Source organism: Flavobacterium piscisymbiosum (genome assembly GCF_020905295.1).
Taxonomy (GTDB): Bacteria; Bacteroidota; Bacteroidia; order Flavobacteriales; family Flavobacteriaceae; genus Flavobacterium; species Flavobacterium piscisymbiosum.
On record NZ_JAJJMM010000001.1, the window covers coordinates 1,177,699 to 1,201,744 of the forward strand.

Below are 24,046 nucleotides of genomic sequence, written 5' to 3' on the forward strand. Positions count from 1 at the left end.
TCTTCATTTTGGTTTGCTTGTCCTGAATTTTTTAAGGGGCGTTAAAAAATAAATTAAAGCGTTCTAAACATTTATTTATCCGTCCTTCTGAAAATTCAGAAGGACTTAAATTTTTTAATTATATATTTTCAATTAATTCTCCACTTTTACGATCGCCATTTTCCCGTTATATGGCTTGGTTCCTTTTGCTTCTAATGCCTTAGTTGCTTCAGATAAACCTTCGAATTTTTCGTAATAGATATAATATTTACTTGTTGTTACATTGTAAAAGAAATTAACATCTGAACGTCCTGCAGCAACTGCTTTTGCCAGGAACTGATCACGTTTTTCTACACTATTGTGAACTGCAATAATTAAATAATAACCACTATCAGAATTTTTAATGTTCTTGATAATCTGCATATTCGACTGGTCTTCACCAAAATCAAAATCACTTGCGGTTAATGGTGTACTGCTTATTTTAGTTGTTTCTTTTATACGTTTTAGAGCGGCAACGTCCTGCGCATATCTTCCCTGATCATTCTCGTAAGCTGCACGCTTGATTCTACGTTTTTTCTCAATTTCAGTTTCAGCTTTAATACGTTCTAAATTCGAAAGTAAAGTTGCACTGTCTTCTTCCATTTTTAATTGTGCTGCTTTCAATTGGTTGATCTTATCCAGATACGCTTTGTTTAAAGCATCATTTTTATTCGGGAATTTTTTAAGCCTTTCGTTGTATAAATTAGTCAGCTTAGCAATTTCATCTTTTTGGATTCTGTTCGCATCAGCAAGTTGTGCTTTTAAAGCCTCTAACTGACTGTTTTCGGCCGCAACACTTTTGAAAGGTTTTGGTTCTTTATAAATTCCTTTTTCACTTAAATCATTCTCTTCTTTTAAGTCATTCAAATCTCTTTGTTTATTAGCCACTGTTGTATTGAACTGAGACAATAAATCTTTTTGATTTTTAGTTGAATTTTCAATAGATTGTGTTAAATCATCTATCGCTTTTGCTGTATCATCTTTTGGAGCTGAAGCTGCTTTTGCAAGTGCATCTGCGGCTAGTTTAGCCTGAAGTGCTTCTGCATCCGCTTTCGCTTTGGCATCAGCCAATAATTTTGCTTCACGTGCTTCTTCTGCTAATCTTAATTGTCTTGTTTCTTCTTCAGCCTGTAATTTTTCTGTAGCTTCTGCATCGGCTTTGGCTCTCTGGTCTGCCAATAACTTAGCTTGTGCAGCTTGCATATCGGCTTTCGCTTTAGCATCCGCATCTAATTTTGCTTGTAATGCTTCTGCATCGGCTTTCGCTTTGGCGTCAGCAGCTAATTTTGCTTGCAATGCCTGAGCATCTGCTTTAGCTTTAGCATCGGCAGCTAGTTTCGCTTGTAATGCTTCTGCATCAGCTTTCGCTTTAGCATCGGCAGCTAGTTTTGCTTGTAGTGCTTCTGCATCAGCTTTCGCTTTAGCATCGGCAGCTAGTTTCGCTTGTAATGCTTCTGCATCAGCTTTCGCTTTAGCATCGGCAGCAAGTTTTGCTTGTAATGCTTCTGCATCAGCTTTGGCTTTAGCGTCGGCAGCAAGTTTTGCTTGTAATGCTTCTGCATCGGCTTTTGCTTTAGCATCGGTAGCTAGTTTTGCCTGAAGTGCTTCTGCATCGGCTTTCGCTTTTGCATCGGCAGCTAGTTTTGCTTGTAGTGCTTCGGCATCAGCTTTTGCTTTAGCGTCGGCAGCAAGTTTTGCTTGTAATGCTTCGGCATCGGCTTTCGCTTTTGCATCAGCAGCTAATTTTGCCAAACGCGCCTCTTCTGCTTCTTGTAATTTCTTCGCTTCGGCATCCGCTTTCGCTTTAGCAGTTGCTTCTGCATCAGCTTTCACTCTGGCATCGGCAATTAATTTTGCTTGTAATGCTTCCATATCTGCTTTCGCTTTGGCATCCGCAGCTAATTTTGCCTGAAGTGCTTCTGCATCGGCTTTCGCTTTGGCGTCAGCAGCTAGTTTTGCTTGTAGTGCTTCTGCATCAGCTTTCGCTTTAGCATCCGCAGCAAGTTTTGCTTGTAATGCTTCTGCATCGGCTTTTGCTTTAGCATCTGCAACTAGTTTTGCTTGTAATGCTTCTGCATCGGCTTTCGCTTTGGCATCAGCAACTAGTTTAGCTTGTAATGCGTCTGCATCAGCTTTGGCTTTGGCATCGGCTTCTAATTTTATCTTCAATGCTTCTGCATCGGCTTTCGCTTTTGCATCGGCTTCTAATTTTGCTCTGGCAGCAGCTTCAGCATCAGCCTTCGCTTTTGCATCCGCAGCTATTCTTGCAGCTCTTGCTTCTGCATCGGCTTTCGCTTTTGCATCGGCAGCTAATTTTTCTTTTAATGCAGCATCTTCAGCAGCTTTCGCTTTCGCATCGGCAGCTAGTTTTGCTTTGTTAGCAGCATCAATGCTCGCTTTTGTTTTTACAGCGGCGGCGGCAGCAGCTTTTGCTTCAGCAGCTAATCTTGCCTGATAAGCATCTGAATCGGCTTTTGCTTTCGCATCGGCAGCTAAAATAGATTGCAAATCTGCCGCTTCAGCTTTTGCTTTGGCATCAGCTTTACGTTTTGCTTCGGCAGCATCGGCTTTTGCTTTAGCATCGGCAGCTAATTTTATTTTTAAAGCTTCAGCATCAGCCTTCGCTTTGTTATCTGCTTCTAATTTTGCTTTGGCAGCAGCTTCAGCATCGGCTTTAGCTTTGGTGTCGGCAGCCAGCTTAATTTTCAATGCTTCTGCATCAGCTTTCGCTTTATCAGCAGCTAATTCTGCTTGTGTTTTTTGTGGTGCAGCTGTAGTTTTTGCTTTTGCAGCGGCTGCGGCATCGGCTTTTGCTTTATCTGCAGCCAATTTAGTTCTCAATGCTTCAGCATCAGCTTTAGCTTTATCAGCTGCTAATTGTGCCTGAGTCTTTTGAGCAGTTGTTGCAGCAGGTTTATTTGCAATTGCTTGCGCTCTCGCAGCAGCAGCAGCATCTACTCTAGCTTTATTATCTGCAGCTAATTTTATTCTGCGTGCTTCAGCATCGGCTCTCGCTTTGTCTGCAGTCAATTGTGCTTGTGTTTTTTGTTGTGTAGCAACTGCTCTGTTTGTCGTTGCTGTTTGTGATCTAGTTGCATCAGCTTTTGCTTTTGCATCTGCAGCTAATTTTATTTTTAATGCTTCAGCATCCGCTTTAGCTTTATTATCGGCTTCTAATTTTGCTTTTGCAGCAGCTTCGGCATCGGCCTTCACTTTTTCGGCTGCAGCCAATCTTATTTTAAGTGCTTCTGCATCGGCTTTAGCCTTAGCTTCGGCAGCAAGTTTTGCTGTTTCGGCACCACTTACTCTTGTTACCGGAGTAGTAGTTTTTTTAGCCATTACTGCTTTTGGTTTCGAAGGATCTATTAAAGAACCTTCTTCATCATCACCATAGTAATAGTTTTTATTTTTGAATTTATAAGCAATTGCAAATTCATGAGAACCTCCCAAATTGGTAAAATTCCCCATACCTCTCTCGTAATTGTATTCGATAGCGATACTTGGCGAAATATTAATACCCAAACCTGCTGATATTCCGTATAAAGTATTGTAACCAGCCTGTGCCCAAATTCCTTGCGGAATGGCAATCATGGCAAGTCCTGAAATTATTGTTTTATCTTGTTTGATTTCTGTTTTTACAAGTCCTGAGAATTTACTTCTGTCAAAAAATCCATAACTATCAAGATAACCTGTGTACATAGCATGCAATTCGATCGCTCTTTCCGGATCATCTTTTACGATTCCTGAACCGAAATTGTAAAGTATAAGATTGTTTACAGAAACTCCAAAATCAAGAAATGCAGTACCGTAGTTGATACCAGGATTAACAGTAAGTAATGTGTTTGAAGGGTAATCTAAATTTAAAAGATTTGGATCATCAGATATGATTTTTCCTTTGTTTAAACCACTTTGGTATACGCCAACGTTCATACCAAAAGTTAAGTTACTGTCTTGTTCTAAAACGATGTTATGAGCAAAGTTTCCTATTCCGCCAAAAACGGTCATTAAACCATAATTTTGCTGGAATAAGCCAAAAGCAAACGCTTCATTTTCTCTAAAACGTCCTGAATAATTGGCTAAATAAGTATTTGGTGCATCTTCAAATTGCACCCATTGCCTTTTATTATAAAAGCTTGCGTATGCATTTGTTTCGCGAACAAAACTAAATGTTGGGTTGATTAAATATCTATTAAACTTTAAAGAATTTCTGATAGGTAATGAAAACGAAACAACTCCATTCTCAGGTTTGTCCTGGGAATAGAGTGTATTTGAAAAACCGTAAAATAAAGTGATGAATAGTAAAATTTTCTTCATATTATCTTATCACAGTTATTGATCCTTTTTTCTCACCTGCGTCGCCTTTAATGACATAGTAATAAACTGGATTTACATTTTTAAAATCGATTGAAGTCTGAGGCCAATCTCCCTGGTAATTGCTAACATCAAGAACCATATCGCCATTCGAACTTATAATCATAACCTTGGTATTTGCATTCTTATATTCATCCGGGATATTCCAATATGGGCTCGCACCACTCAGACTAATTATGTTTGGAATAACTGAAGAAGGACCTGCTTTTCCTTTGGCTTTAAAAATAAATTCTTTAGAAGTCACACATCCTGAAGACTGCGAAATTCTAACTTTATAAATACCAATAGCGGCTACCACATAACTACCTGATGTAGCTCCCGAAATAATATTGTTGTTTAAGTACCACTCGTAAGTAGGACTTGTAGCATCTGTTGTAACACTAACGTTTAAAGTTTCACCTTCTTCAAGTTGAAACTCCTCGGCAACATCAATACTGGCATTAAAACTATTGCTTTTAAGATCTATTGATCCACTTGCAACACAACCACCAAAGTCAACTTCTACAGTATAAATACCAGAATCTGTTGCTTTAATAGTACGGGTATTACCACCAAATGCAGCCCCGTCTTTTTTCCATGTATATTTATTACCACTTGTTGCTGTTAATACTGTCCCGTCAGCACTTGGACAAAAAGGATTTCCTAAACTTGAACTGATTGTAACTGCTGAACCACCACCTGCTGCTGTAACAGTTACACGATTTGAGTAAGATTCAGAAGTACAGGTTCCGTAATTTGTTTCTACATAATAAATTCCCGGAGTAGTTACGGTATAACTTGGTCCTGAAGCACCGGCAACAAGAGTTGGAAGTGCAGTTGCACCATTATCTCTATACCAGTTATAGTTTAAAAAAGTATATTTTAACGGTGAATCGTTTATAGGATTAGTTGAATCAGGATCAATTGTCAGGACATAACTACCTCCTGTACAAAATGCCGCATTACCACTAAAATTATTTATGGTAAACTGCCTGTCATGTGCTCTGTAATAAATTGGAAAAGAAGTTTTTAAACCAAAAGAAACAAACTTGCTGCTTGAAAAACCAGCCGCAGAAACTCTAAGGCTATATGTATCGGATCCCGGAAGATCAGTGGGAACAGAAAAAAGTATTTCTTTTTGGTTTACCGCAGGATCTAAAGCTGATATTGTGTTGGCAGTAATTGTAGATACAAAATTGTTGGTTGAAAGTTCAACAACAAAAACTGTCCCTGCAGGAAATCCAGCATAAGTAAATTTTGCACTATATTGGTTACCACCAGGTCCTGCACAGATTCTGTCAAAGTCTAAAACCTGTGGGTTTATCGATTTGACCTGCGCATAAGAACTTGATCCGGTAAAAATAATTATACCAAATAATAGAAAAACGTTAAAAAAAGATAAAGTAATTTTTCGAATCATATAGTGCGTTTTCTTGCCAAATCTATATTCTCAAAAAACAAGATATCGATAAATGTTTCCGAAAAATCATATCGGTAGTTCTCTATAATATCTTTTGCAAGAAGTGAATAAGAAGCTGCCAGTGATGAATTATCTTCACATTTAGAAGAAGTAGTCTGGTCATTCAAATCAGCTGCAATAGGAAGGCTATCCTTGGGGATGGATAGCCCTGCTATAAACTGATTAGAATTATCTAATTTGCTGATATTTGTATAATCAGCCGTATCGTTTTTTTGGTTATTTGACGCAGTCATACATGGAGTATCAATAGAAATTGTAGGTTTTTCTACTGAACTTTGTGCATATAGACTTAACGTAATAGGTGAAACCAAAAATATTATATTTAAAAAATATTTTTTTCTAGATTGAGCCATTATGTTGTGATCTTTATTTGGTCCTGTTTAAGACGAATACATAAATTGTGTCTGGGGACTTTATTAATAAAATTTACGCTTTGAAATAAAAATCTAAGTCTATTATCTATTGCCGCTTGAAGCTGTAATTTTTCCTAATTGTAATCTGAAATCTGGTTTTTTAGGATTAGAAATATCAATGAAAGTTTCTTTGTTATCACTTTGAGAATAAACATTAAAGAACACACTGTTTCCGTACCAGCTCTCTAAATCTTCGTTGTTAGAATTGTATTCTGTAAAGATGTTTCCGTTACATAAGTTGAAATACATTTCCTCAAATTTGATTTTTTTAAGGTTAGCATCGTTGATTTCTGTTTTGCTGTCTAATAATACTGCAGGATTAAATCCAGAGATCACACTTCTTTTCATTTCAAGAGAAGCATTTTCAGCTACATAAACAGCTTCTTTTACTAAACCTGCCTGAATATCAGCTTTAATGTTTTCACTGTCGTTAAGCATTGTAATATTAGTTGCAACTACTAAAGTTTGTTTTTTAGTAAAATCTGTTTCACTTTTCTTTTCGTAAGATTTTACTTCCATGCAACGAGATCCGTCTTTTGTACTAGAGAAGTAAGAAGATCTAATTGCCAATGAGTTATAGAAACGACATTGTACACCTTGAGTAAATTTAAAATCGTCGTTGATTGATTTATAAGAAACAAATTTTGTAGCATTTATATCTCCGCCCAGAATACCAAATGAATCTCCTCCGGCGTAGCTTACCATAATGTTTTCAAGAACTGTTTTGCTACCAACACCAGCTAAAGTTAAACCGTTGAAAGTATCAACTCCTTTTACTTTTTTACCAGCAAATTCGATTCTCACAAATCTTAAAATTCCAGAGTTTGAAGCTGCATTATCTCCTCCATAAGTAGTAAGAGTTGGATCAAGATCTAAGTTGTAAGAACCTACGTTTCCGAATTTATTAATTGGAGCATCTCCAAGAACAACAACTCCACCCCAGTCACCAGCTTTTTTCTGGCTGCGGTTTGAAGTAAATACAATTGGATCTGTTTCTAAACCATCTGCAACAAGTTGTGCACCTTTTGTAACTACCAATGTTCCTTTTGTTTCGAAATCACCAATAATCAAAGTTCCTGGTTCTATCGTTAAAACAGCATTATTAGTTACATAAACATTGCCTTGCAAAACATAAATATTCCTCTTCAGCAATTTTGTATTAACAGAAATGTTTCCTGCTAAAATTTGATTTGCTTCTCCATATTCTACTTTGTGAGGCTTAAATTCGGTCCAGTTGTTCAACCAATTGTTGTAGCCCATAATTCCTTTTTCTTGTTGAGCACTCATACTAGTAACTGTCAAAAGAACGCAGATCATTTGAGTAATTTTTTTCATGATAAGGGGGTATTACGGTTAATAATAAATTTGGGTATGCGTATGCGTAAATGATAAAAACTCATCCCGAGTTTTCTGATAGTAGTCAGAACACATCGAGAACGAGTTGTTTTTTTATTTCTTTTTTCAAAATGGCGTAAAAATTTAACTCATCTACGCAAACACTTCAAAAAAGGTTTTAAAAAATATTATATAATATTACATTTCATTCAATTCGTTGAACTCATGTAAAGATTTCAATGTGCTTTCGTAAAATAAAATTGCAGCAATCAGGTTTCCTTTGTCTGAATACGGCATCATTTTTCTTTGAAACTCTACTGTTGTATCTAAAAACGTAGTTGTACCAACAGCCTGAGCATCTAATACTTTTTTGTGTTCGTTATCGTCCGGAATACCAAGATCCGCCATTGTAACACCTGGTTTAGTAACCAAAGCAATGTAAGGGAGAGTTTTTACTAAAACTTTAATACGCTCAATGTACAATTCCAAAAGTTCTCCTTTTTGCATACCGCTCAATTCTTTTTGATCATGGTATTTGCGAATAAGAGCTGTTGTACTAATTATACTTCTTGGAGCATTTTTTGCCTGAGCAGAAATAGCCCCGGTTGTCATTAAAAAAAGTGCACTAAATAAAATAATTTTCCCTTTCATAGATTCTTATTATAATTGGTTGTTGATGAAAACAAAAATATGTAAATTAACTTAAATTGCAACTTTATTGATTTCTTTTTTCAAAAAAAAACCTTAAAAAAACCTTAAAAATCAGCCTTATGTCGAGAAAATGTGCGTTTTAACGGGCTTTTTGTTAAAATTGTTAAAACTAAAACCGTAAGATATTACATATAAAAAAATTAAAATCAACTAAAATAATAACCAAAAAAACCTTACGATTGCCGTTTTTTCGAAAAAACTATTAACAAAAAAGTGCTGATATCTACTCGATTTACCTTCGTTATTAACAAAAGTTGGTTAACAAACATCAAAAAATTAAGCGAAATAGTTTTATTCTAACATAAATAAAAGGCAACTAAGAAAGTTTTGATCGAAAATTTTTGACTATATCATTTTCTTCTATCTTTGCTTCATGCAATTTTCTCAAATTTTAGGTCAAGATTACATCAAAAGTCACTTGATAAAAAGTGCATCTTCCGGACGAATTCCGCATGCACAATTATTCATTGGGCCAGAAGGAAGTGGCACACTATCAACGGCCATCGCTTACGCGCAATATATTTTATGCAGTAATACAGGAAACGAAAACTCAAACGGAAATGATTCCTGCAATTTGAAGTTTCAAAACATTTCGCATCCCGATTTGCATTTTATTTACCCAACAGTTACCACCGAAGACGTCAAAACCAAACCAAAAAGTTTAGACTTTATTCAGGATTGGCGCACTTTTATTCAGGAAATGCCTTATGGAGGTTTATTTGACTGGTATAAAATTCTGGGCGTTCAAAACAAACAAGGAGAAATTCGTGTTGAAGATGCTACAGAAGTTTTAAAATCACTTTCGTTAAAATCTTACGAAGGAGGTTATAAAATCATGATTATCTGGATGGCCGATAAAATGAACATCGCCGCATCAAATAAACTTTTAAAATTATTAGAAGAGCCTTCGGATAAAACAATTTTTATTCTGATTTCTGAAAACGAAGAAGATATTATTCAAACCATACGTTCCCGTTGTCAGGTAATTCACTTTAACGGATTACCCGAGAAAGTTATTGCCGAGGCTTTAATTTCAAAAGAAAATATCGACGAAAAAACAGCTTTCAAAATTGCACATCAGGCACAAGGAAATTTTAGCAAAGCCTTGCATCTTTTAAAAGAAGATGACTCAGAATATCCTTTTGAGCAATGGTTCGTCAATTGGGTTCGTGCCGCTTTTAGAGCCAAAGGAAATGCAGCTGCGATTCAGGATTTAATATCCTGGAGCGAAGAAATTGCAGCTCTTGGACGTGAAAGCCAAAAAAAATTCATTCAGTTTTGTATCGAAATGTTTCGTCAGGCATTATTGCTTAATTATGAAGCTCCAACTTTAGTTTATATTGAACCAAAAGTTGAAAAATTTAAATTAGAAAATTTTGCTCCTTTCGTAAACGGAAATAACATTCATGAAATTTTCAAAGAACTTTCAGATGCCATGTATCATATTGAAAGAAACGGAAATGCAAAAATAATTTTAACTGATTTATCTATAAAACTGACTCGTTTAATTCATAAAAAATAGTTTCAAATGTATAACAATGTTGCCTCCATTTTACTATTAGCCTTTTTAGCCTTAACCTTCTTACAATCAGGATACGAAAAAATATTTTATTGGAAAGATAATGTCGATTGGCTTAAAGGGCATTTTGCCAAAACACCATTAAAAAACCAAGTACCACTTGCACTTTTGCATCTTTTAATTCTTGAATTAATTTCCGGAATTTTATGCGTAGTTGGCGCCATACAATTACTAACAAACAGTGGCCGCGAATTTGGTTTTTACGGAGCCATATTTTCTTGTATTTGTTTGTTAATGATGCTTTTTGGGCAAAGATTAGCCAAAGATTACGACGGTGCGAGAACCATTGTAATCTATTTTATTCCGGCAGTAATGGCTGTTTACTGGTTGAATTAAACTGACCCAAATTATCTAAAAAAAAAGCCACAGATTTCGCAGATTCACACAGATTTTTTAATCTTTTTAATCTGTGGCAAAAAATAAATTTTACATTAAAAAAATGAATCCAAAACACCCTTCAGAATCTCTAACTGTATTAACCGATTTAGTTTTACCGAGCGAAACAAATCCTTTAAATAACCTTTTTGGAGGTGAATTATTGGCACGTATGGATCGCGCAGCAAGTATTGCCGCCCGCAGACATTCACGCCGAATTGTAGTGACAGCATCTGTAAATCACGTTGCTTTCAACAGAGCTATTCCGCTTGGAGCCGTAGTTACAATAGAAGCAAAGGTTTCCAGATCTTTTAAAAGTTCTATGGAAGTTTTTATCGATGTTTGGGTAGAAGACCGTGAATCAGGAAGCAGAACCAAAGCCAACGAAGCCATTTATACTTTTGTAGCTGTTGATGATAGCGGAAGACCAGTTGAAGTTCCGCCAATTGCACCTGAAACCGAACTTGAAATACAACGTTTTGATGCTGCTTTACGTCGTAAACAATTGAGTTTACTATTGGCAGGAAAAATAAAACCTTCTGAAGCAACAGAATTAAAGGCTTTATTTTTATAGTGAAAATTGTGACAATTTGGAACAATTTGAGAGAATCAAACTTCAAAAAAAAGAACTAATTTTACAAAATACAAGCCTGATACAAATCTAAATCAGTAAGTTATCATTTCTGGTTTGTTTTTGAGAATGAATTATAAAAATTTACATGAAAGAAAAAGAAAAAAAAGAGATGAGTTCAGAGAAAGAAGCCAAATTAAAAGCGCTACAACTTACGCTTGACAAACTAGATAAAACGTACGGAAAAGGAACCGTAATGAAAATGGGCGATAAAGCCATTATAGAAGTTGAAACTATTTCTTCAGGTTCTCTTGGTGTTGATTTAGCTCTTGGAGTAAACGGTTATCCTAGAGGAAGAATTATAGAAATTTACGGTCCGGAATCTTCTGGAAAAACTACTTTAACATTACACGCAATTGCTGAAGCTCAAAAAGCGGGCGGAATTGCTGCTTTTATAGATGCTGAACATGCTTTTGATAGAAACTATGCTGAAAAATTAGGCGTTGATATCGAAAACTTAATCATTTCTCAACCAGATAACGGGGAGCAAGCATTAGAAATTGCTGAAAACTTAATTCGTTCAGGAGCAATTGATATTGTGGTAATTGACTCTGTTGCTGCATTGACTCCAAAAAGTGAAATCGAAGGTGAAATGGGAGATTCTAAAATGGGTCTTCATGCACGTTTGATGTCTCAGGCTTTGAGAAAATTAACAGGAACAATTAGCAAAACAAATTGTACTGTTTTCTTCATCAACCAGTTGAGAGAGAAAATTGGAGTTATGTTTGGTAATCCTGAAACTACAACGGGTGGTAACGCATTGAAATTCTACGCTTCAGTACGTATCGATATTCGTCGTTCTTCTCAAATAAAAGATGGTGAGAATGTTATTGGTAACAGAACCAAAGTTAAAATCGTGAAAAACAAAGTGGCTCCGCCTTTTAAAACTGCCGAATTCGACATTATGTACGGAGAAGGAGTTTCTAAAACCGGAGAAATTCTTGATTTAGCGGTTGAATTTGAAATCGTTAAAAAAGCAGGATCTTGGTTTAGCTACGGAGATACAAAATTAGGACAAGGTCGTGATGCTGTAAAAGCCTTAATAAAAGATAATCCTGAATTAGCAGATGAATTAGAAGCTAAAATCAAAGCACATATCAAAGAATTAGCAAGCGCTTAATTTCTTTAAAATACTTAGTATTTAATACTTTGCATCAACCGACAGGCTTTTAAAACCTGTCGGTTTTTTTTATTTCAAAAAAAAAAGTAAAAACCACGCAACCATTTTAAGATACCTTCATCTAATAACAAGATATAAGCTTTTAATTGGTATTAGGCCATAATACCCAATTCGAACTTTTTTCAGAATAAATTTGGTTGTTTGCTCGATAAAAATCCGTTAGTTTTAAATACTAGCGGGTTTTTTATTAAAAATTTATTTCAGATTCTTTTATTTCTCACGCAACCTTTTTCATTCTTTAATCTCTATGTAATTGTGACGTTAACTTGAGTTTAAAGCAAACTCTTTATTATCAATCCTTAATATTTTTAACCATGAAAGAGAAAATAGAAGTGTTGTACAGTAAAAACCGTAGAAAAACCAAATTGAAATTTAAAAAAGTATTGCGTTTTATTTCTGAAAAAATAATTCATCGATAGTCTTTTTGATATAAAATGGGGATTTTAATTCAAAAGAAAACCCGGCAACTTTTGGTTGTCGGGTTTTTATTTAAATCTTTTCTCTTTTCTCTTTTCTCTTTACTCTTTATTCTTTATTCTTTATTCTTTACTCTTTACTCTTTACTCTTTTCTTTCTTAAACTGAAGTAAACCTTTGTAAATCATCTGTCTCACTTCATCACGAAGCGTTTTTCGGTTTTCGCTTGTCAATCCTTTTGTTTCTACGAAAGGTAAAATTTTCACTCGCATTTTGCCAGGGCTTCCGCTTAAAAAAGTATAAGAGAATCGTTCTTTATTATCAGCAAAAACAATAGGAACAATCGGAATTTGATGTTCTATTGCCAAACGAAAAGCGCCATCTTTAAACTCATCCAGCAAAATAGATTCATCATCCGGAACTCCGCCTTCGGGGAAAATACAAATACTTAGACCTTGGCTTAATCTGTCCTGAGCTCTTTTGAAAACTTCATTTTTACTTTTCGATGAATTTCTATCGACCAAAATACAAGTTCTTTTATAGAAAAAACCAAACAACGGAATCTTCGAAAGTTCTTTTTTTCCAACAAATACAAAAGGATTTCGAATCACAGCCAGCGTAAGCATAATATCTGTCATTGAAGTATGATTTGCTACGATCATATAGCTGGTATTTTTAATAAGTTTCTGTTCGCGTTCTACTTTATAATAAAAACCCATCCCAAAAAGGATAAATTTAGCCCAAATGCGGGCCATTCTAAAGAAATAGGGATATCCGCTTTCAGATATAATAGAAATAAGCAAAAACGGCAGCATAATCAATATCGGAATGGCCATTAAAATATAAAACCAAATGCGCCACAAAACCCAAAAAACAATTTTAATTCCTTTCATAGTTTCAAATGTAATAAAACAGAAATGAATTTTGCAAAAAGAATTTCTGGCGTTGATAATTTCCTAATGTTTTTTTACCGCAAAGGGTACAAAGTTATTTCGCAAAGTTCTCAAAGTAAGATTTATTGAAGTTTTTTAAGTTCTCAAAGCTTTGTCTTTAAGTATCCATTTTTATAAAAAATTAAAACTCAAAAGTCTAAAAAATTTATATAATTGGTGAAAAAATTTTGTGCTATTTTCGGCCAAAGTTTGTATTAAAAAGAAGAAAATAATTATTAAATTTATCGTTTTTTAATTATGACAGAAAATGAAATATCGAGCATAATAATTGGACTTGCAATAGAAATTCATAAAAAACTTGGGCCAGGTTTACTAGAAAATGCTTATCAGGAATGCCTTCATTATAAGATTAAACAACGTGGACTTCTTGTAGAAAAAGAAAAAGCAATGCCATTAATTTTTGAAGAAGTAAAACTAGACTGCGGTTATCGTATTGATCTACTTGTTGAAAATAAATTGATAATCGAAATTAAAAGCGTAGAATTACTCACCGTAAATCACTTAGCACAAACTCTAACCTACTTAAAACTTGGAAATTATAAACTAGGTTTACTTATAAACTTTAACGAAACTCTACTAAAAAACGGAATTAGAAGAGTGGTCAATAATCTATAAAATAAAGCTCCGGGAACTTTAAAAAACTTACTAGAAAAACTTAGTGAACTTTGCGAAAAAACTTTGCGTTCTCTGCGGTAAAAATTAAATGCTCTACCAAAAAACAGCAAAAGACTTTCTGTATTATGTAGTTAAAATATTTACAGCTAAAAAAATTGCACACTTTGCAGTAAAAAAACGAACTTTGCGTTTAGTAATAAGAAAAAACTAGAATGGCAAAAATACTTACTGGTGTTCAGAGTACTGGAACGCCACACTTAGGCAATTTATTGGGAGCAATTATTCCAGCAATCGAATTATCAAACGATCCTGCAAACGAATCTTTTTTGTTTATCGCTGATTTACATTCGATTACACAAATCAAAGATGGCAAAACTTTGCGAGAAAACACTTTTAGTGTAGCTGCGGCATGGCTTGCTTTTGGATTAGATATTGATCGTGTTACATTTTACAGACAATCTGATGTAACCCAAACCACTGAATTAACCTGGTATCTAAGTTGCTTTTTCCCATTTCAAAGACTGACTTTAGCGCATTCTTTCAAAGACAAAGCAGATCGTTTAGACGATGTAAACGCTGGTTTGTTCTCTTATCCAATGTTGATGGCAGCTGATATTTTGCTTTATGATGCCGAATTTGTACCGGTTGGAAAAGACCAGCTGCAACACTTAGAAATCACTCGTGACGTTGCTTCCCGTTTTAATCACCAAATGGGCGAAACTTTTGTAATTCCGGAAGCTAAAATTCAGGAAGACAGCAAATTGATTCCGGGAACAAACGGCGGAAAAATGAGTAAATCTGCTAATAATATTATCAATATTTTCCTTGACGATAAAACATTGCGCAAGCAGGTTATGAGCATAGAAACAGATAGTACTCCGCTCGAAGATCCTAAAAATCCTGATACTTGTAATGCATTTGCAATTTATTCATTACTAGCAACTGAAGCTCAAATTGCCGAAATGAGAGCGAATTATTTAGGCGGAAATTACGGTTACGGTCACGCCAAACAAGCTTTGTTTGAATTGATTACAGAAAAATTTAAAACCGAAAGAGAAAAATACAATTACTATATCAACAACCTTGACGAAGTTGATGCTTTACTGAAAAAAGGTGCTACGAAAGCTTCAATTATTGCTGATGGAGTTTTAGCAAAAGTGCGCGAAGTACTTGGTTTTAGTAAATAAAATATTCGAACCCGATAGATTTAAAACTGTCGGGTTTTTTATTTTAAAAACTCCTTTTCATACCTTAGTATCAATTAAAATTATCGAAATCAATAAGTAGAATATTGAGAAAATTATTTACAAAATATATGTTTCTTTTGCTAATATTCCTCTTTGCATTGGGGTTTTTATTAGCTTATTTGTTTTCAGATGAACAATTTTACACAATAAACAAAACTGTTGGCTGGGCTTATAACTTTTCGAAAGAAATTTTATTAACTGGGTTTATAACATGCTCCCAAATCTTCTTCATTATTGGATATTTTATAATTTATCTCCTAAAACGAATGACCAATTATTATATTTCTAGCTCACTTTGAAATTATTTTATTGACACTCTACTCCATAACTTTTCAAAATTTTACAATTACAGCGGTTTTTTGTGTGCTTTCTTTAATACTTTTTTTTGCCAATATTATCAAGTCACATAAATAAAAAATATGGTTATTTGTAACCTCAAATCGCCTCAAACAATTTCCCGGGCAAAGGTCGAATTACGCCTTTAAGTTCCATATTCAGCAAAACTCCAGAAATTTTATAGATAGGAAAATCACATTGTAAGGCAATCATATCCAGTAATTCTTTACCGTTTTTAAGTAAAAAATCATAAACTTTTTGTTCATCCGGTTCGAGTTCAACAAACAATTGTTTCTGGACCGTTTTTCCTTTATTTTCAATATTCCAGTTCAAAATATAAACTAAATCAGCAGCGCTCGTTAAAACGTTTGCTTTTTGAGTTTTAATAAGATCGTTGCAACCCTGACTGTATTTGTCTGTAACGCGTCCGGGAACGGCAAAAACATCACGATTATAATCATTGGCAAGATTTGCAGTAATAAGTGAACCTCCCCTGTCTGCAGATTCTATAACAATTGTCGCTTCGGTCATACCGGCAACAATGCGATTTCTGCGTACAAAATTCTCCTTATCAGGATTTGCTGTACTCCAAAACTCCGTAATAAATCCGCCATTTTGTTCCATTGCAGCAACGTATTTCTTGTGCGTTTTAGGATAAATCTGGTTTAAACCATGTGCCAAAACTCCAATAGTTTGCAAGTTATAATCCATTGCCAATTGGTGCGCCACAATATCAACGCCATACGCAAAGCCACTTACTATTACAGGATCAAGCGGCGCCAAGTCTTCGATTAACTTCTTGCAAAATTCGGTTCCGTACGAAGTTATCTGCCGTGTTCCCACAATACTTATTATTTTCTTGTTCTTTAAATTAATATTTCCTGCAGAAAAAATTAAAACCGGAGAATCGAAACAATGTTTCAAACGGTCCGAATAATTTTCATCCTGAAAAAATGAGACATTGATATTGTTTGTATTAATAAATTCAAGTTCTTTATTTGCTTTTTCGAAAACAGATTTATCTTTTAAATTATTCAATAAAACAGATCCAACTCCATCAATACCAGCAATTTGATTTAATTTAGATTTAAAAACTGATTCCGCATTTCCGCAATGTGTTAAGAGTTTTTTAGCCATAATATCTCCAACTCCATCCACTTTTAATAAGGCTAATAAATAAAATAATTCCTGATCTGACATCTGCTAAAATATTATGTAAAATAGAATCTAAAATTCCAATAAATTAATACTGCAAATATGATTAAAATAAAGTAATTTCTTAATAAAAATAACATTTTACATCATGTTCAATTTTAAAAAACTAATAACATCAACATTAAAATACTGAAAATTAATTGTATATAAAAATATCAGAATTGTTAATAAAAATTGTGAATAAAATTTTGATAACTATATTCGTTGCATAACTTTGCTACTATGAAAATCGAAACTTACATAGGACAGTTATTGTATCGTTATCAGTGTGTAACGGTTCCAGGGTTTGGAGCTTTTTTAACCGAAATTCAATCGGCTCAGCTGAATGAAAGCACAAATTCATTTTTTCCACCCAAAAAAATGATCTCTTTCAATAGCCATCTAAAAAATAATGACGGACTATTAGCAAATCATATCGCTAACTCAGAAAAAACATCTTATGGGTTTGCTGTAAGTGCTATTGCTTTTGAAGTGGTAAACTGGAAAAAAACATTAGAAGAAAATGGGGTTATTAGCCTGAAAAACATAGGTGAAATTCGTTTAAATGCAGAGAAAAATATAATTTTTACACCAAACGATCAAACCAATTATTTGGCGACTTCTTTCGGATTAAGTCCGTTTGTTTCTCCACTTGTAAAAAAGGAAAACTTCGAGAAAAAAATCAAGGAGATCGAAGAAAGAGAACCTATTGCTTTATATGAAAATGATGAGGAAAGATCTTCTAATTCATTCTTAAAATATGCAGCCATTTTTGTTTTGGGATTAGGTATTACAGGAAGTATTGGATATCCTTTGTACCAAAATCAAATAGCAAACAAAACACTTATTGTAGAGAGCGCTGTTCAGAAAAAGGTACAAAACAAAATACAAGAAGCTACGTTTTTTATTCAGAGTCCATTGCCGGCTGTAACACTTTCTGTTGATTCTGCAAAAGTAGAAGTTGCTGCAGAAAAAATGATGTCATATCACATTATGGCAGGTGCGTACAGAAGCGAGCAAAATGCAAAAAAAGCTTACAACCAATTGATAAAAGACGGTTTTAAGGCCCGAATGCTAGGCGAAAACAAACATGGTTTATTCCCTGTTTTATACGGAAGTTACGCTACAATGGCCGAAGCCGAAAAAGCACAAAAAGAAATACAAAAAGGTGAAAATCCAGATGCCTGGATTCTTGTCGAAACACTATAAAAAAAAAATCCTATCCGCCGCGATAGGATTTTTTTATGTCTTATTTTATCTTAAAAAAAACCTTACCTGGCCTCGCTTCATAAGCGACAATTCTATTTTTGTTCTTAACTTATAAAGAACAAAATACAATGAAAAACACATTAAAACTACTTATCGCATTTTTATTTATTCTGAATTCCAATTCATTCTTTGCCCAGAAAATAATCACAACTGAAAAGTCTCAGGAAATTGCACAGAAAAAATTAGATAAAGAAGCACAGACATCAACAGAAGAATATCGTAAAAAACTGGACAGCGATCAATCACAATTAAAAAAGGAACAGAAGAAGTTAGAAAAACATCAAAAAGACCTTAAAAACGCTGAAAAGGATCTTGAATCGACCAACAAAAAAATTGAAAAGTTAGAGAATAACAAACAAAAATTAGAGTCAAAAATAAACTCAAGTTCAGTTTCTGCAGAAGATCTTCAAAAACAACAAATAAAGTTGAAAGAGCATGATCTTGATATTCAAAAACTTAAATTAAAAAAAATAGAACAGCAGAAAAAACTTGAAAAAGTGAAAGCTGAATAATAAAATAAAATCCTACTCGGCGCGAGTAGGATTTTTTGTTTAACGTGAAACAATTTTAGCATCCTGAGAAAGAGTAACTTTAGTGCCCTTATAAATTCGCAATCTCGCCGGAGGCGAATTTTTTTCGCCCAAAACGATGATTGCACATTCGTAAATAAAACCGTCTTTTTTGAATTCATACTGATGATTTCCTCCAATTCCTTCTACAACCAATTCGCCGCCATTAATCACCAAGTCAGGCTTCTGCGTCATTTCTTTTTTGATTGACCACGAAGCATAGCGATAATTATTATTTCCTAAATTATCAATTCTGATCTTGAATTCAGATGTCTCCAGAATACAAATTGGAGTCTGAAAGAAAGCAATACTAGGATCGAGCGACTTTTTTTGAGAAGCAATAAGTTTATTTCTAAATTCGGTTTCAGCTTTTGATTGATAATTTACTGCTGTTAAACGTCCGTCAATATCAAGCCAGATGCTGTCGTGATTTAGCATTATGCCACGTAAACCCATATCATTCCAGCCTTTTGTTGGAGTAGATTTTATGATTTCATTTCTTAAAGTTGCATCAAATATTTCAGCATATCGCTTTACAAAATCTGATTTATTTGCAACATCAGGTAATGGATAATCCCGCTTGAGCGGATAAACTACCCAATCGCCAAGAGCTTCTTTGTTGTCACTTTTTACATTATCAATGAACTTTTTGACAAATTTCTGATACTCCATTTTCGATTCCTGACCAACAGCAAAACTGCTGCAAAAAATCAATGCTATTAAAAACACCTTTCTATTCATATTAAAACATTTTTAATTTGTTATTAATCTGACAATTACAATCAAATATAAATAATTTATAATCGCTTTGAACAAACTCAAAATACATACCAAACAAAAAATCCTATTCGACGTAACGAATAGGATTTTTGTTTAACGTGGAACAATTTTAGCGTCCTGATTGAGAATTTCTTTCCCATTTTGATAAATGGTTAAATTCGCTGGTGCTGAATCTTTTGTACCCAAAACAGTAATATAACACTGATAAAGAAAATTTCCTTTTTTGAAATCGTAATGATTATTTCCTCCAGTTCCGTCCCGAAACCATTTCCCGTTGGTGATAATTAAATCTGGTTTTTCGCTCATGGATTGCTTTATTGACCACGAAGCATATCTGTAATTATCATTTCCCAAATCATCAATTCGGACTCTGAATTTAGATGTTTCTAAAATTACTTCCGGCGCTTTAAACTTTGCAATCGATGGGTGAAGTTTGTTTTTTTCAGAAGCTATCAACTTATTTTTGAGATCATTTTCAACTTTGGACTGATAACTAATAGAAAAAACTTTCCCATCAGTATCCATCCACATAGTTCCCTGATTTAGCATTATGCCTCTCCAACCCACTTCTGACCAGTCTTTTGCAGGATCCGATTTAGAAATTTCGGCTTTCAGTTTAGCATCAAAAATTTCAGCATATCGCTTTACAAACTCTGCTTTATTCTTGATACTTGGAATTGGATTTTCTCTTCTTAAAGGATATTTAATCGCCGTAGCTACAGCCTCTTTTCTGTCGTTTTTTACATTATCAATAAAACTTTTAACGAACTTTTGATATTGCGGTTTCAGGTCCTGCCCTGAGACATTTTGAATGGAAATGCCTATGAATAAGATATATAATAGTTTTTTCATGTTTTCTATTTTACATAATGTTTTTATAATTGATTCCAAATTCCAAACACTAAGTTACAAAATTTAAAATCTATCCCGAGAATTCGGCCAATGTCATTAATTTTAAGGGGAAATCTATAAAATTATATAACCTTTTAATCAAGAAAGTAATTTGAAAAATCCGTTTTCATCAGCGTTTTCGCTTTAGCGAATCAGTAAAATCAGTGTCTGATTTTGACGCAGATGAAACAGATTTACTTTGCAAAAACAGATAAAAACAGATTTGATTGCAATAATTTTATTTTCTAAAACTTAACTTAATACGAGACTAAAATCAATTGATACTGGCTTTGAACATTTTAAGTTCATCCCACGTAAATTCATCTCCATGTTTTTCCTTCAACGGACTCAATGATTCCTCCTGATAAAATTCAAAAGCTTCACGCAAAGCCAGGATTTTATCGTATGGCAAAACATCTGAGATCTCTACTTTTTTAGCCTGAATCAATTTAACCAAATGCATTTCAACAGTTTGCACAGTTAACTTGCGAATTCGGGCAATATCTTCTATCGAATTTTTTTCCAGCCATAAATCATGCGTTTCTTCGATGGTCGTTTTCTTGTCGGCCTTTGGTACGCTTTTGTCCAATTTACGAGCTGTATAACGCACTACAGGTTCTTCAGATTTAAAAATATCAGTATTCGACATATTAAAATCCTCGCGAATCTTTGCAACCTTATCTAATTTGTAGTTTTTAATCGCTGTAGACGACAATTTCTCTTTACAGATGGTTTCGCCTGCCACAACAATTTCTATTAGCAATTTGGCCTTCATTAAGCGCAAAACAGCTTTGGTTTGCAAATCATCCAAAAAAGCCAGCTCTTCATAAAACTCTTTTACTTTTTTAAACTTCTGGATTTCGGCCATTTTATTCAAAAGATCGGTCACCAGTTTGTCCATTGGTTTAAAAAAATAATCATAGGCCGCCACTACCCTTTCCTGCACAAAAATTAGATCAACGGTTTCTTTATTAAAAATTTTATTGAGTTGATGTACAAATTTCTGCGAAGGATCTATCAGCGAATCGATAGTTTCCAAACGCTTGTGAGCCCAAACAGAATGTTTTGATTTTTCTGATGCAACAGCATTTTCGTTATAACTAAAACGGTGATTGCGCCATTCCTGAGCCAAATCGGCCCAATTGAAACTGTTAATCAAATAGTTATGAATAAAATTCTTTGTTTCAAAATGCAATGAATTTTTTAAAACTTCTTCTGTCGCTTTGTTCAAAGCGTAATCCATCACATCCTGATCATTCGAAATACCATTCATTTGTAGCGGAGAAAGCAAAATAAGCCCGTTTAAGGACGTTAAACGCGACAAGGCAACGTATGCCTGTCCTGGCAAAAAAACTTGCGATACGTCGAGCGCAGCTTTCTCAAAAGTTAAGCCCTGGCTTTTGTGTACTGTAATTGCCCACGCCAATTTAAGCGGATAATGGGCAAATGTGCCCAGAACTTCTTCTTCAACTTCTTTGGTAAGATCGTTTACTTTGTATCGAATATTTTTCCACTCGTACTTCTCCACTTCAATGGTCTTATCTTCTTCTGGAAAATGTATGAAGATTTCTTCTGGCGAAAGTGATTTAACAACGCCCATTTTTCCGTTGAAGTAACGTTTCTCAAAAGACAAATCGTTCTTGACAAACATGACCTGAGCGCCCACTTTTAGTTTTAAATTTTCTTCAACCGGAAAAATTTTCTCCGGAAAATCGCCCACAATAAAGGGCTGATAAGCGAATTCATTTCCGGCTAAATCGCCAATTGCCTGTTCGTTAATCGAATCGGCCTTAGCATTATGCGTGGTAAGTGTAATATATCCCGGATTATTTTTTAAGTCGAAATCCGGCTTAACATATTCGTTTAAAACCTGAATATCCTGAGGCGTAATCTGATTGTTTCTAAGATTGTTCAAAACCGAAATAAAAGTATCATCAGACTGACGATAAATCTTTGATAATTCGATATATAGCGGTGGAAACTGCTGAATTACATGCGAATGGAAAAAGAATTTTCCTTTGTAATAATTGCGTAAAGTTCTCCATTCTTCGTCCCTGATTACTGGCGGAAGTTGCAATAAATCGCCAATAAAAAGCACCTGAACTCCACCAAAAGGACGCGAAATTTTACGAACAGTCTGCATCATAAAATCGATAGCATCCAGTAAATCAGCGCGAAGCATACTGACTTCATCAATAATCAAAAGTTCCATGTTTTTGATCACATTACGCTTAACATTATTCATTTTAAAATGTCGGCGCAAGGTCTCTTTATTCTCAAATTTGACCGTTTCAGTAAACTGAGAAGCGTCTTCATAGGACGGAATAAAAGCCGAAAATGGCAACTGAAACATAGAGTGAATCGTAACTCCGCCGGCATTCAGTGCCGCAATTCCCGTTGGTGCTACCACTACAGTATTTTTGTGCGTTGTGGCAATGATTTCGCGCAAAAGCGTTGTTTTTCCTGTTCCTGCTTTACCAGTCAGGAAGATCGATTTTTGCGTTTGATTGATGAATTGTAAGGTGTAAGCAGCTGCTTCTGTAACGTTTTGCATTGGGCGTGTATTGAAAAACTAAAAGTATCGCATTTTTATAAAAGAAAAAACCTAAATCTTGACAGATTTAGGTTTTTAAATTTAGTTAGTTAGTTTGGTATTATTTTTTAGCAGCTTCTCCTTCTTTTACTGCCGGTTTTTCTTCTGATTTTGGGCTTGATTTATATTTATCATTCAGAGCTTTAATGATATCTTTTGTAATATCATATTTCTCTTCAGCGTATAAAATCGAAGCAGCATCACCAGTACCGTAGATATAAGAATAACCGTTTTTCTTACCGTAATCTTTGATGAATTTTTTCACTCCACTTACTAGAGAATCCATTTCAACACCACTTTCTTGTTGTAATTGTTGAGACAAAGCTTGTTGAGCATAACCTAATTGTTGCTCTCTTTTTTGCAATTCAGCACCTCTTTGTTGAGCCCAAGCCTGACCGTTTGCCTGTGCCTGACTTTGAAAATTAGCAGCGTCTTGTTTAAAACGTGTAATCTCGGCTTGTAGTTGTCTTCCTTTTTCTTCAGCTTGCCCTTTGTATTTTGCTTCAAGGTCTTTTGCTTCAGTGTACTCTTTCATTAAAATTGAAGTATCTACGTAAGCTGTTTTTACTTCCTTTACTTCTGCAGTTTTAGTACATGAAACGGCGAAAATTGAAAGTGCGATAATTACTAATGCTTTTTTCATTTTTTGAATTTCTAATTTTTTAATGTATTGAAGACAAAAATATAAAAAAATAAATAGCATCAACATAAAGTTTAAAAAATGCTAGAATTTTATGATATTGTTTTTATTTATGGAAAGAAAAATGTCAATAATTCTACCCTATCAAAAGTGGCTTTCATAGCTTTTATTAGAAACATGATCTCAATAAAGACATAATTACTCCTCATTTGAACTAAAAAACCGCCAGAAACACGCTTATTTTACGTTTTAGTCCTTTTTTTAAGCCTAAAAGAATCTTGTTTGCCTATTTTTTCAAATTGATGTTTTTTAAAATTCATAACGGCAGAAAAATGTTAAAAAAATCATTTTGTCTTTTGAAATTTTAAAAATACAAATTGGATTAACAACATTTTTAAAAACTCCATTTCCAAAAAAAATTAAAATACATTTTCGAAAAAATTAAAATTAATAACAATTTTCATCTTCATC

The 24,046-nt window shown here is 34.3% G+C and carries 19 protein-coding genes; 8 read left to right on the forward strand and 11 right to left on the reverse strand.

What is annotated here, in order from left to right; translation table 11 throughout:
* Nucleotides 1-132 precede the first annotated feature (132 nt).
* The 5 genes from LNP81_RS05350 to LNP81_RS05370 form a co-directional block, all read right to left on the reverse strand.
* The gene (locus LNP81_RS05350) at nucleotides 133-4,332 is read right to left on the reverse strand and encodes a PorP/SprF family type IX secretion system membrane protein (RefSeq protein ID WP_230033997.1); all 4,200 of its coding nucleotides are present in this window, start codon (nucleotides 4,330-4,332) and stop codon (nucleotides 133-135) included.
* Between the two features lies 1 nt (nucleotide 4,333).
* Entirely contained in the window at nucleotides 4,334-5,788 is a 1,455-nt protein-coding gene (sprC, locus tag LNP81_RS05355; RefSeq protein WP_230033999.1) for a gliding motility protein SprC, read from the reverse strand.
* Entirely contained in the window at nucleotides 5,785-6,201 is a 417-nt protein-coding gene (locus tag LNP81_RS05360; RefSeq protein ID WP_230034001.1) for a hypothetical protein, read from the reverse strand. The genes sprC and LNP81_RS05360 overlap by 4 nt, the downstream gene beginning before the upstream one ends.
* A gap of 102 nt (nucleotides 6,202-6,303) precedes the next feature.
* A complete protein-coding gene (locus LNP81_RS05365; protein WP_230034003.1) occupies nucleotides 6,304-7,596 on the reverse strand; it encodes a hypothetical protein in 1,293 nt (430 codons plus the stop codon).
* A 198-nt stretch (nucleotides 7,597-7,794) separates the two neighbouring features.
* The gene (locus LNP81_RS05370; protein WP_068841791.1) at nucleotides 7,795-8,247 is read right to left on the reverse strand and encodes a hypothetical protein; all 453 of its coding nucleotides are present in this window, start codon (nucleotides 8,245-8,247) and stop codon (nucleotides 7,795-7,797) included.
* Nucleotides 8,248-8,680: 433 nt separating this feature from the next.
* Here LNP81_RS05370 and LNP81_RS05375 point away from each other — a divergent pair, with 433 nt between their 5' ends.
* The 4 genes from LNP81_RS05375 (at nucleotide 8,681) to recA (ending at nucleotide 12,012) form a co-directional block, all read left to right on the forward strand.
* Nucleotides 8,681-9,829 carry a DNA polymerase III subunit gene (locus LNP81_RS05375; protein WP_230034005.1) on the forward strand — a complete coding sequence of 383 codons (1,149 nt, stop codon included), beginning with the start codon at nucleotides 8,681-8,683 and terminating at the stop codon, nucleotides 9,827-9,829.
* 6 nt (nucleotides 9,830-9,835) lie between these two features.
* On the forward strand, nucleotides 9,836-10,222 hold the full coding sequence (locus tag LNP81_RS05380; protein WP_230034006.1) for a DoxX family protein: 387 nt from the start codon (nucleotides 9,836-9,838) through the stop codon (nucleotides 10,220-10,222).
* A 103-nt stretch (nucleotides 10,223-10,325) separates the two neighbouring features.
* The gene (locus LNP81_RS05385) at nucleotides 10,326-10,835 is read left to right on the forward strand and encodes an acyl-CoA thioesterase (protein ID WP_230034007.1); all 510 of its coding nucleotides are present in this window, start codon (nucleotides 10,326-10,328) and stop codon (nucleotides 10,833-10,835) included.
* Between the two features lie 169 nt (nucleotides 10,836-11,004).
* Nucleotides 11,005-12,012, forward strand: a complete 1,008-nt coding sequence (recA, locus tag LNP81_RS05390; RefSeq protein ID WP_230040872.1) for a recombinase RecA — start codon at nucleotides 11,005-11,007, stop codon at nucleotides 12,010-12,012.
* A gap of 613 nt (nucleotides 12,013-12,625) precedes the next feature.
* Here the strand turns inward: recA and LNP81_RS05395 are convergent.
* Nucleotides 12,626-13,381, reverse strand: coding sequence for a lysophospholipid acyltransferase family protein (locus tag LNP81_RS05395; protein ID WP_230034008.1), 756 nt, complete (start codon nucleotides 13,379-13,381; stop codon nucleotides 12,626-12,628).
* A gap of 297 nt (nucleotides 13,382-13,678) precedes the next feature.
* Here LNP81_RS05395 and LNP81_RS05400 point away from each other — a divergent pair, with 297 nt between their 5' ends.
* Entirely contained in the window at nucleotides 13,679-14,056 is a 378-nt protein-coding gene (locus tag LNP81_RS05400) for a GxxExxY protein (RefSeq protein WP_230034009.1), read from the forward strand.
* Between the two features lie 212 nt (nucleotides 14,057-14,268).
* Nucleotides 14,269-15,243 (forward strand): tryptophan--tRNA ligase, encoded by a 975-nt coding sequence (trpS, locus tag LNP81_RS05405; RefSeq protein ID WP_230034010.1) that lies wholly within the window; start codon nucleotides 14,269-14,271, stop codon nucleotides 15,241-15,243.
* Between the two features lie 495 nt (nucleotides 15,244-15,738).
* Here trpS and dprA read toward each other — a convergent pair whose 3' ends face one another.
* Nucleotides 15,739-16,839, reverse strand: coding sequence for a DNA-processing protein DprA (gene dprA, locus LNP81_RS05410; RefSeq protein ID WP_230034011.1), 1,101 nt, complete (start codon nucleotides 16,837-16,839; stop codon nucleotides 15,739-15,741).
* 237 nt (nucleotides 16,840-17,076) lie between these two features.
* On the opposite strand from dprA, the gene LNP81_RS05415 reads away from it, so the two are divergent.
* Together LNP81_RS05415 and LNP81_RS05420 are read left to right on the forward strand one after the other, a co-directional pair.
* Entirely contained in the window at nucleotides 17,077-18,042 is a 966-nt protein-coding gene (locus LNP81_RS05415; protein WP_230034013.1) for an HU domain-containing protein, read from the forward strand.
* Nucleotides 18,043-18,170: 128 nt separating this feature from the next.
* Nucleotides 18,171-18,614, forward strand: a complete 444-nt coding sequence (locus LNP81_RS05420) for a hypothetical protein (RefSeq protein ID WP_230034015.1) — start codon at nucleotides 18,171-18,173, stop codon at nucleotides 18,612-18,614.
* 39 nt (nucleotides 18,615-18,653) lie between these two features.
* Here the strand turns inward: LNP81_RS05420 and LNP81_RS05425 are convergent, their stop codons facing one another.
* The 4 genes from LNP81_RS05425 to LNP81_RS05440 form a co-directional block, all read right to left on the reverse strand.
* A complete protein-coding gene (locus tag LNP81_RS05425) occupies nucleotides 18,654-19,412 on the reverse strand; it encodes a hypothetical protein (protein ID WP_230034017.1) in 759 nt (252 codons plus the stop codon).
* Between the two features lie 132 nt (nucleotides 19,413-19,544).
* Nucleotides 19,545-20,303 (reverse strand): hypothetical protein, encoded by a 759-nt coding sequence (locus LNP81_RS05430; protein WP_230034019.1) that lies wholly within the window; start codon nucleotides 20,301-20,303, stop codon nucleotides 19,545-19,547.
* Between the two features lie 313 nt (nucleotides 20,304-20,616).
* On the reverse strand, nucleotides 20,617-22,896 hold the full coding sequence (locus LNP81_RS05435; protein ID WP_230034021.1) for a helix-turn-helix domain-containing protein: 2,280 nt from the start codon (nucleotides 22,894-22,896) through the stop codon (nucleotides 20,617-20,619).
* Nucleotides 22,897-22,996: 100 nt separating this feature from the next.
* Complete coding sequence (locus LNP81_RS05440) at nucleotides 22,997-23,578, reverse strand: OmpH/Skp family outer membrane protein (protein WP_065452018.1); 582 nt, start codon at nucleotides 23,576-23,578, stop codon at nucleotides 22,997-22,999.
* Nucleotides 23,579-24,046 lie beyond the last annotated feature (468 nt).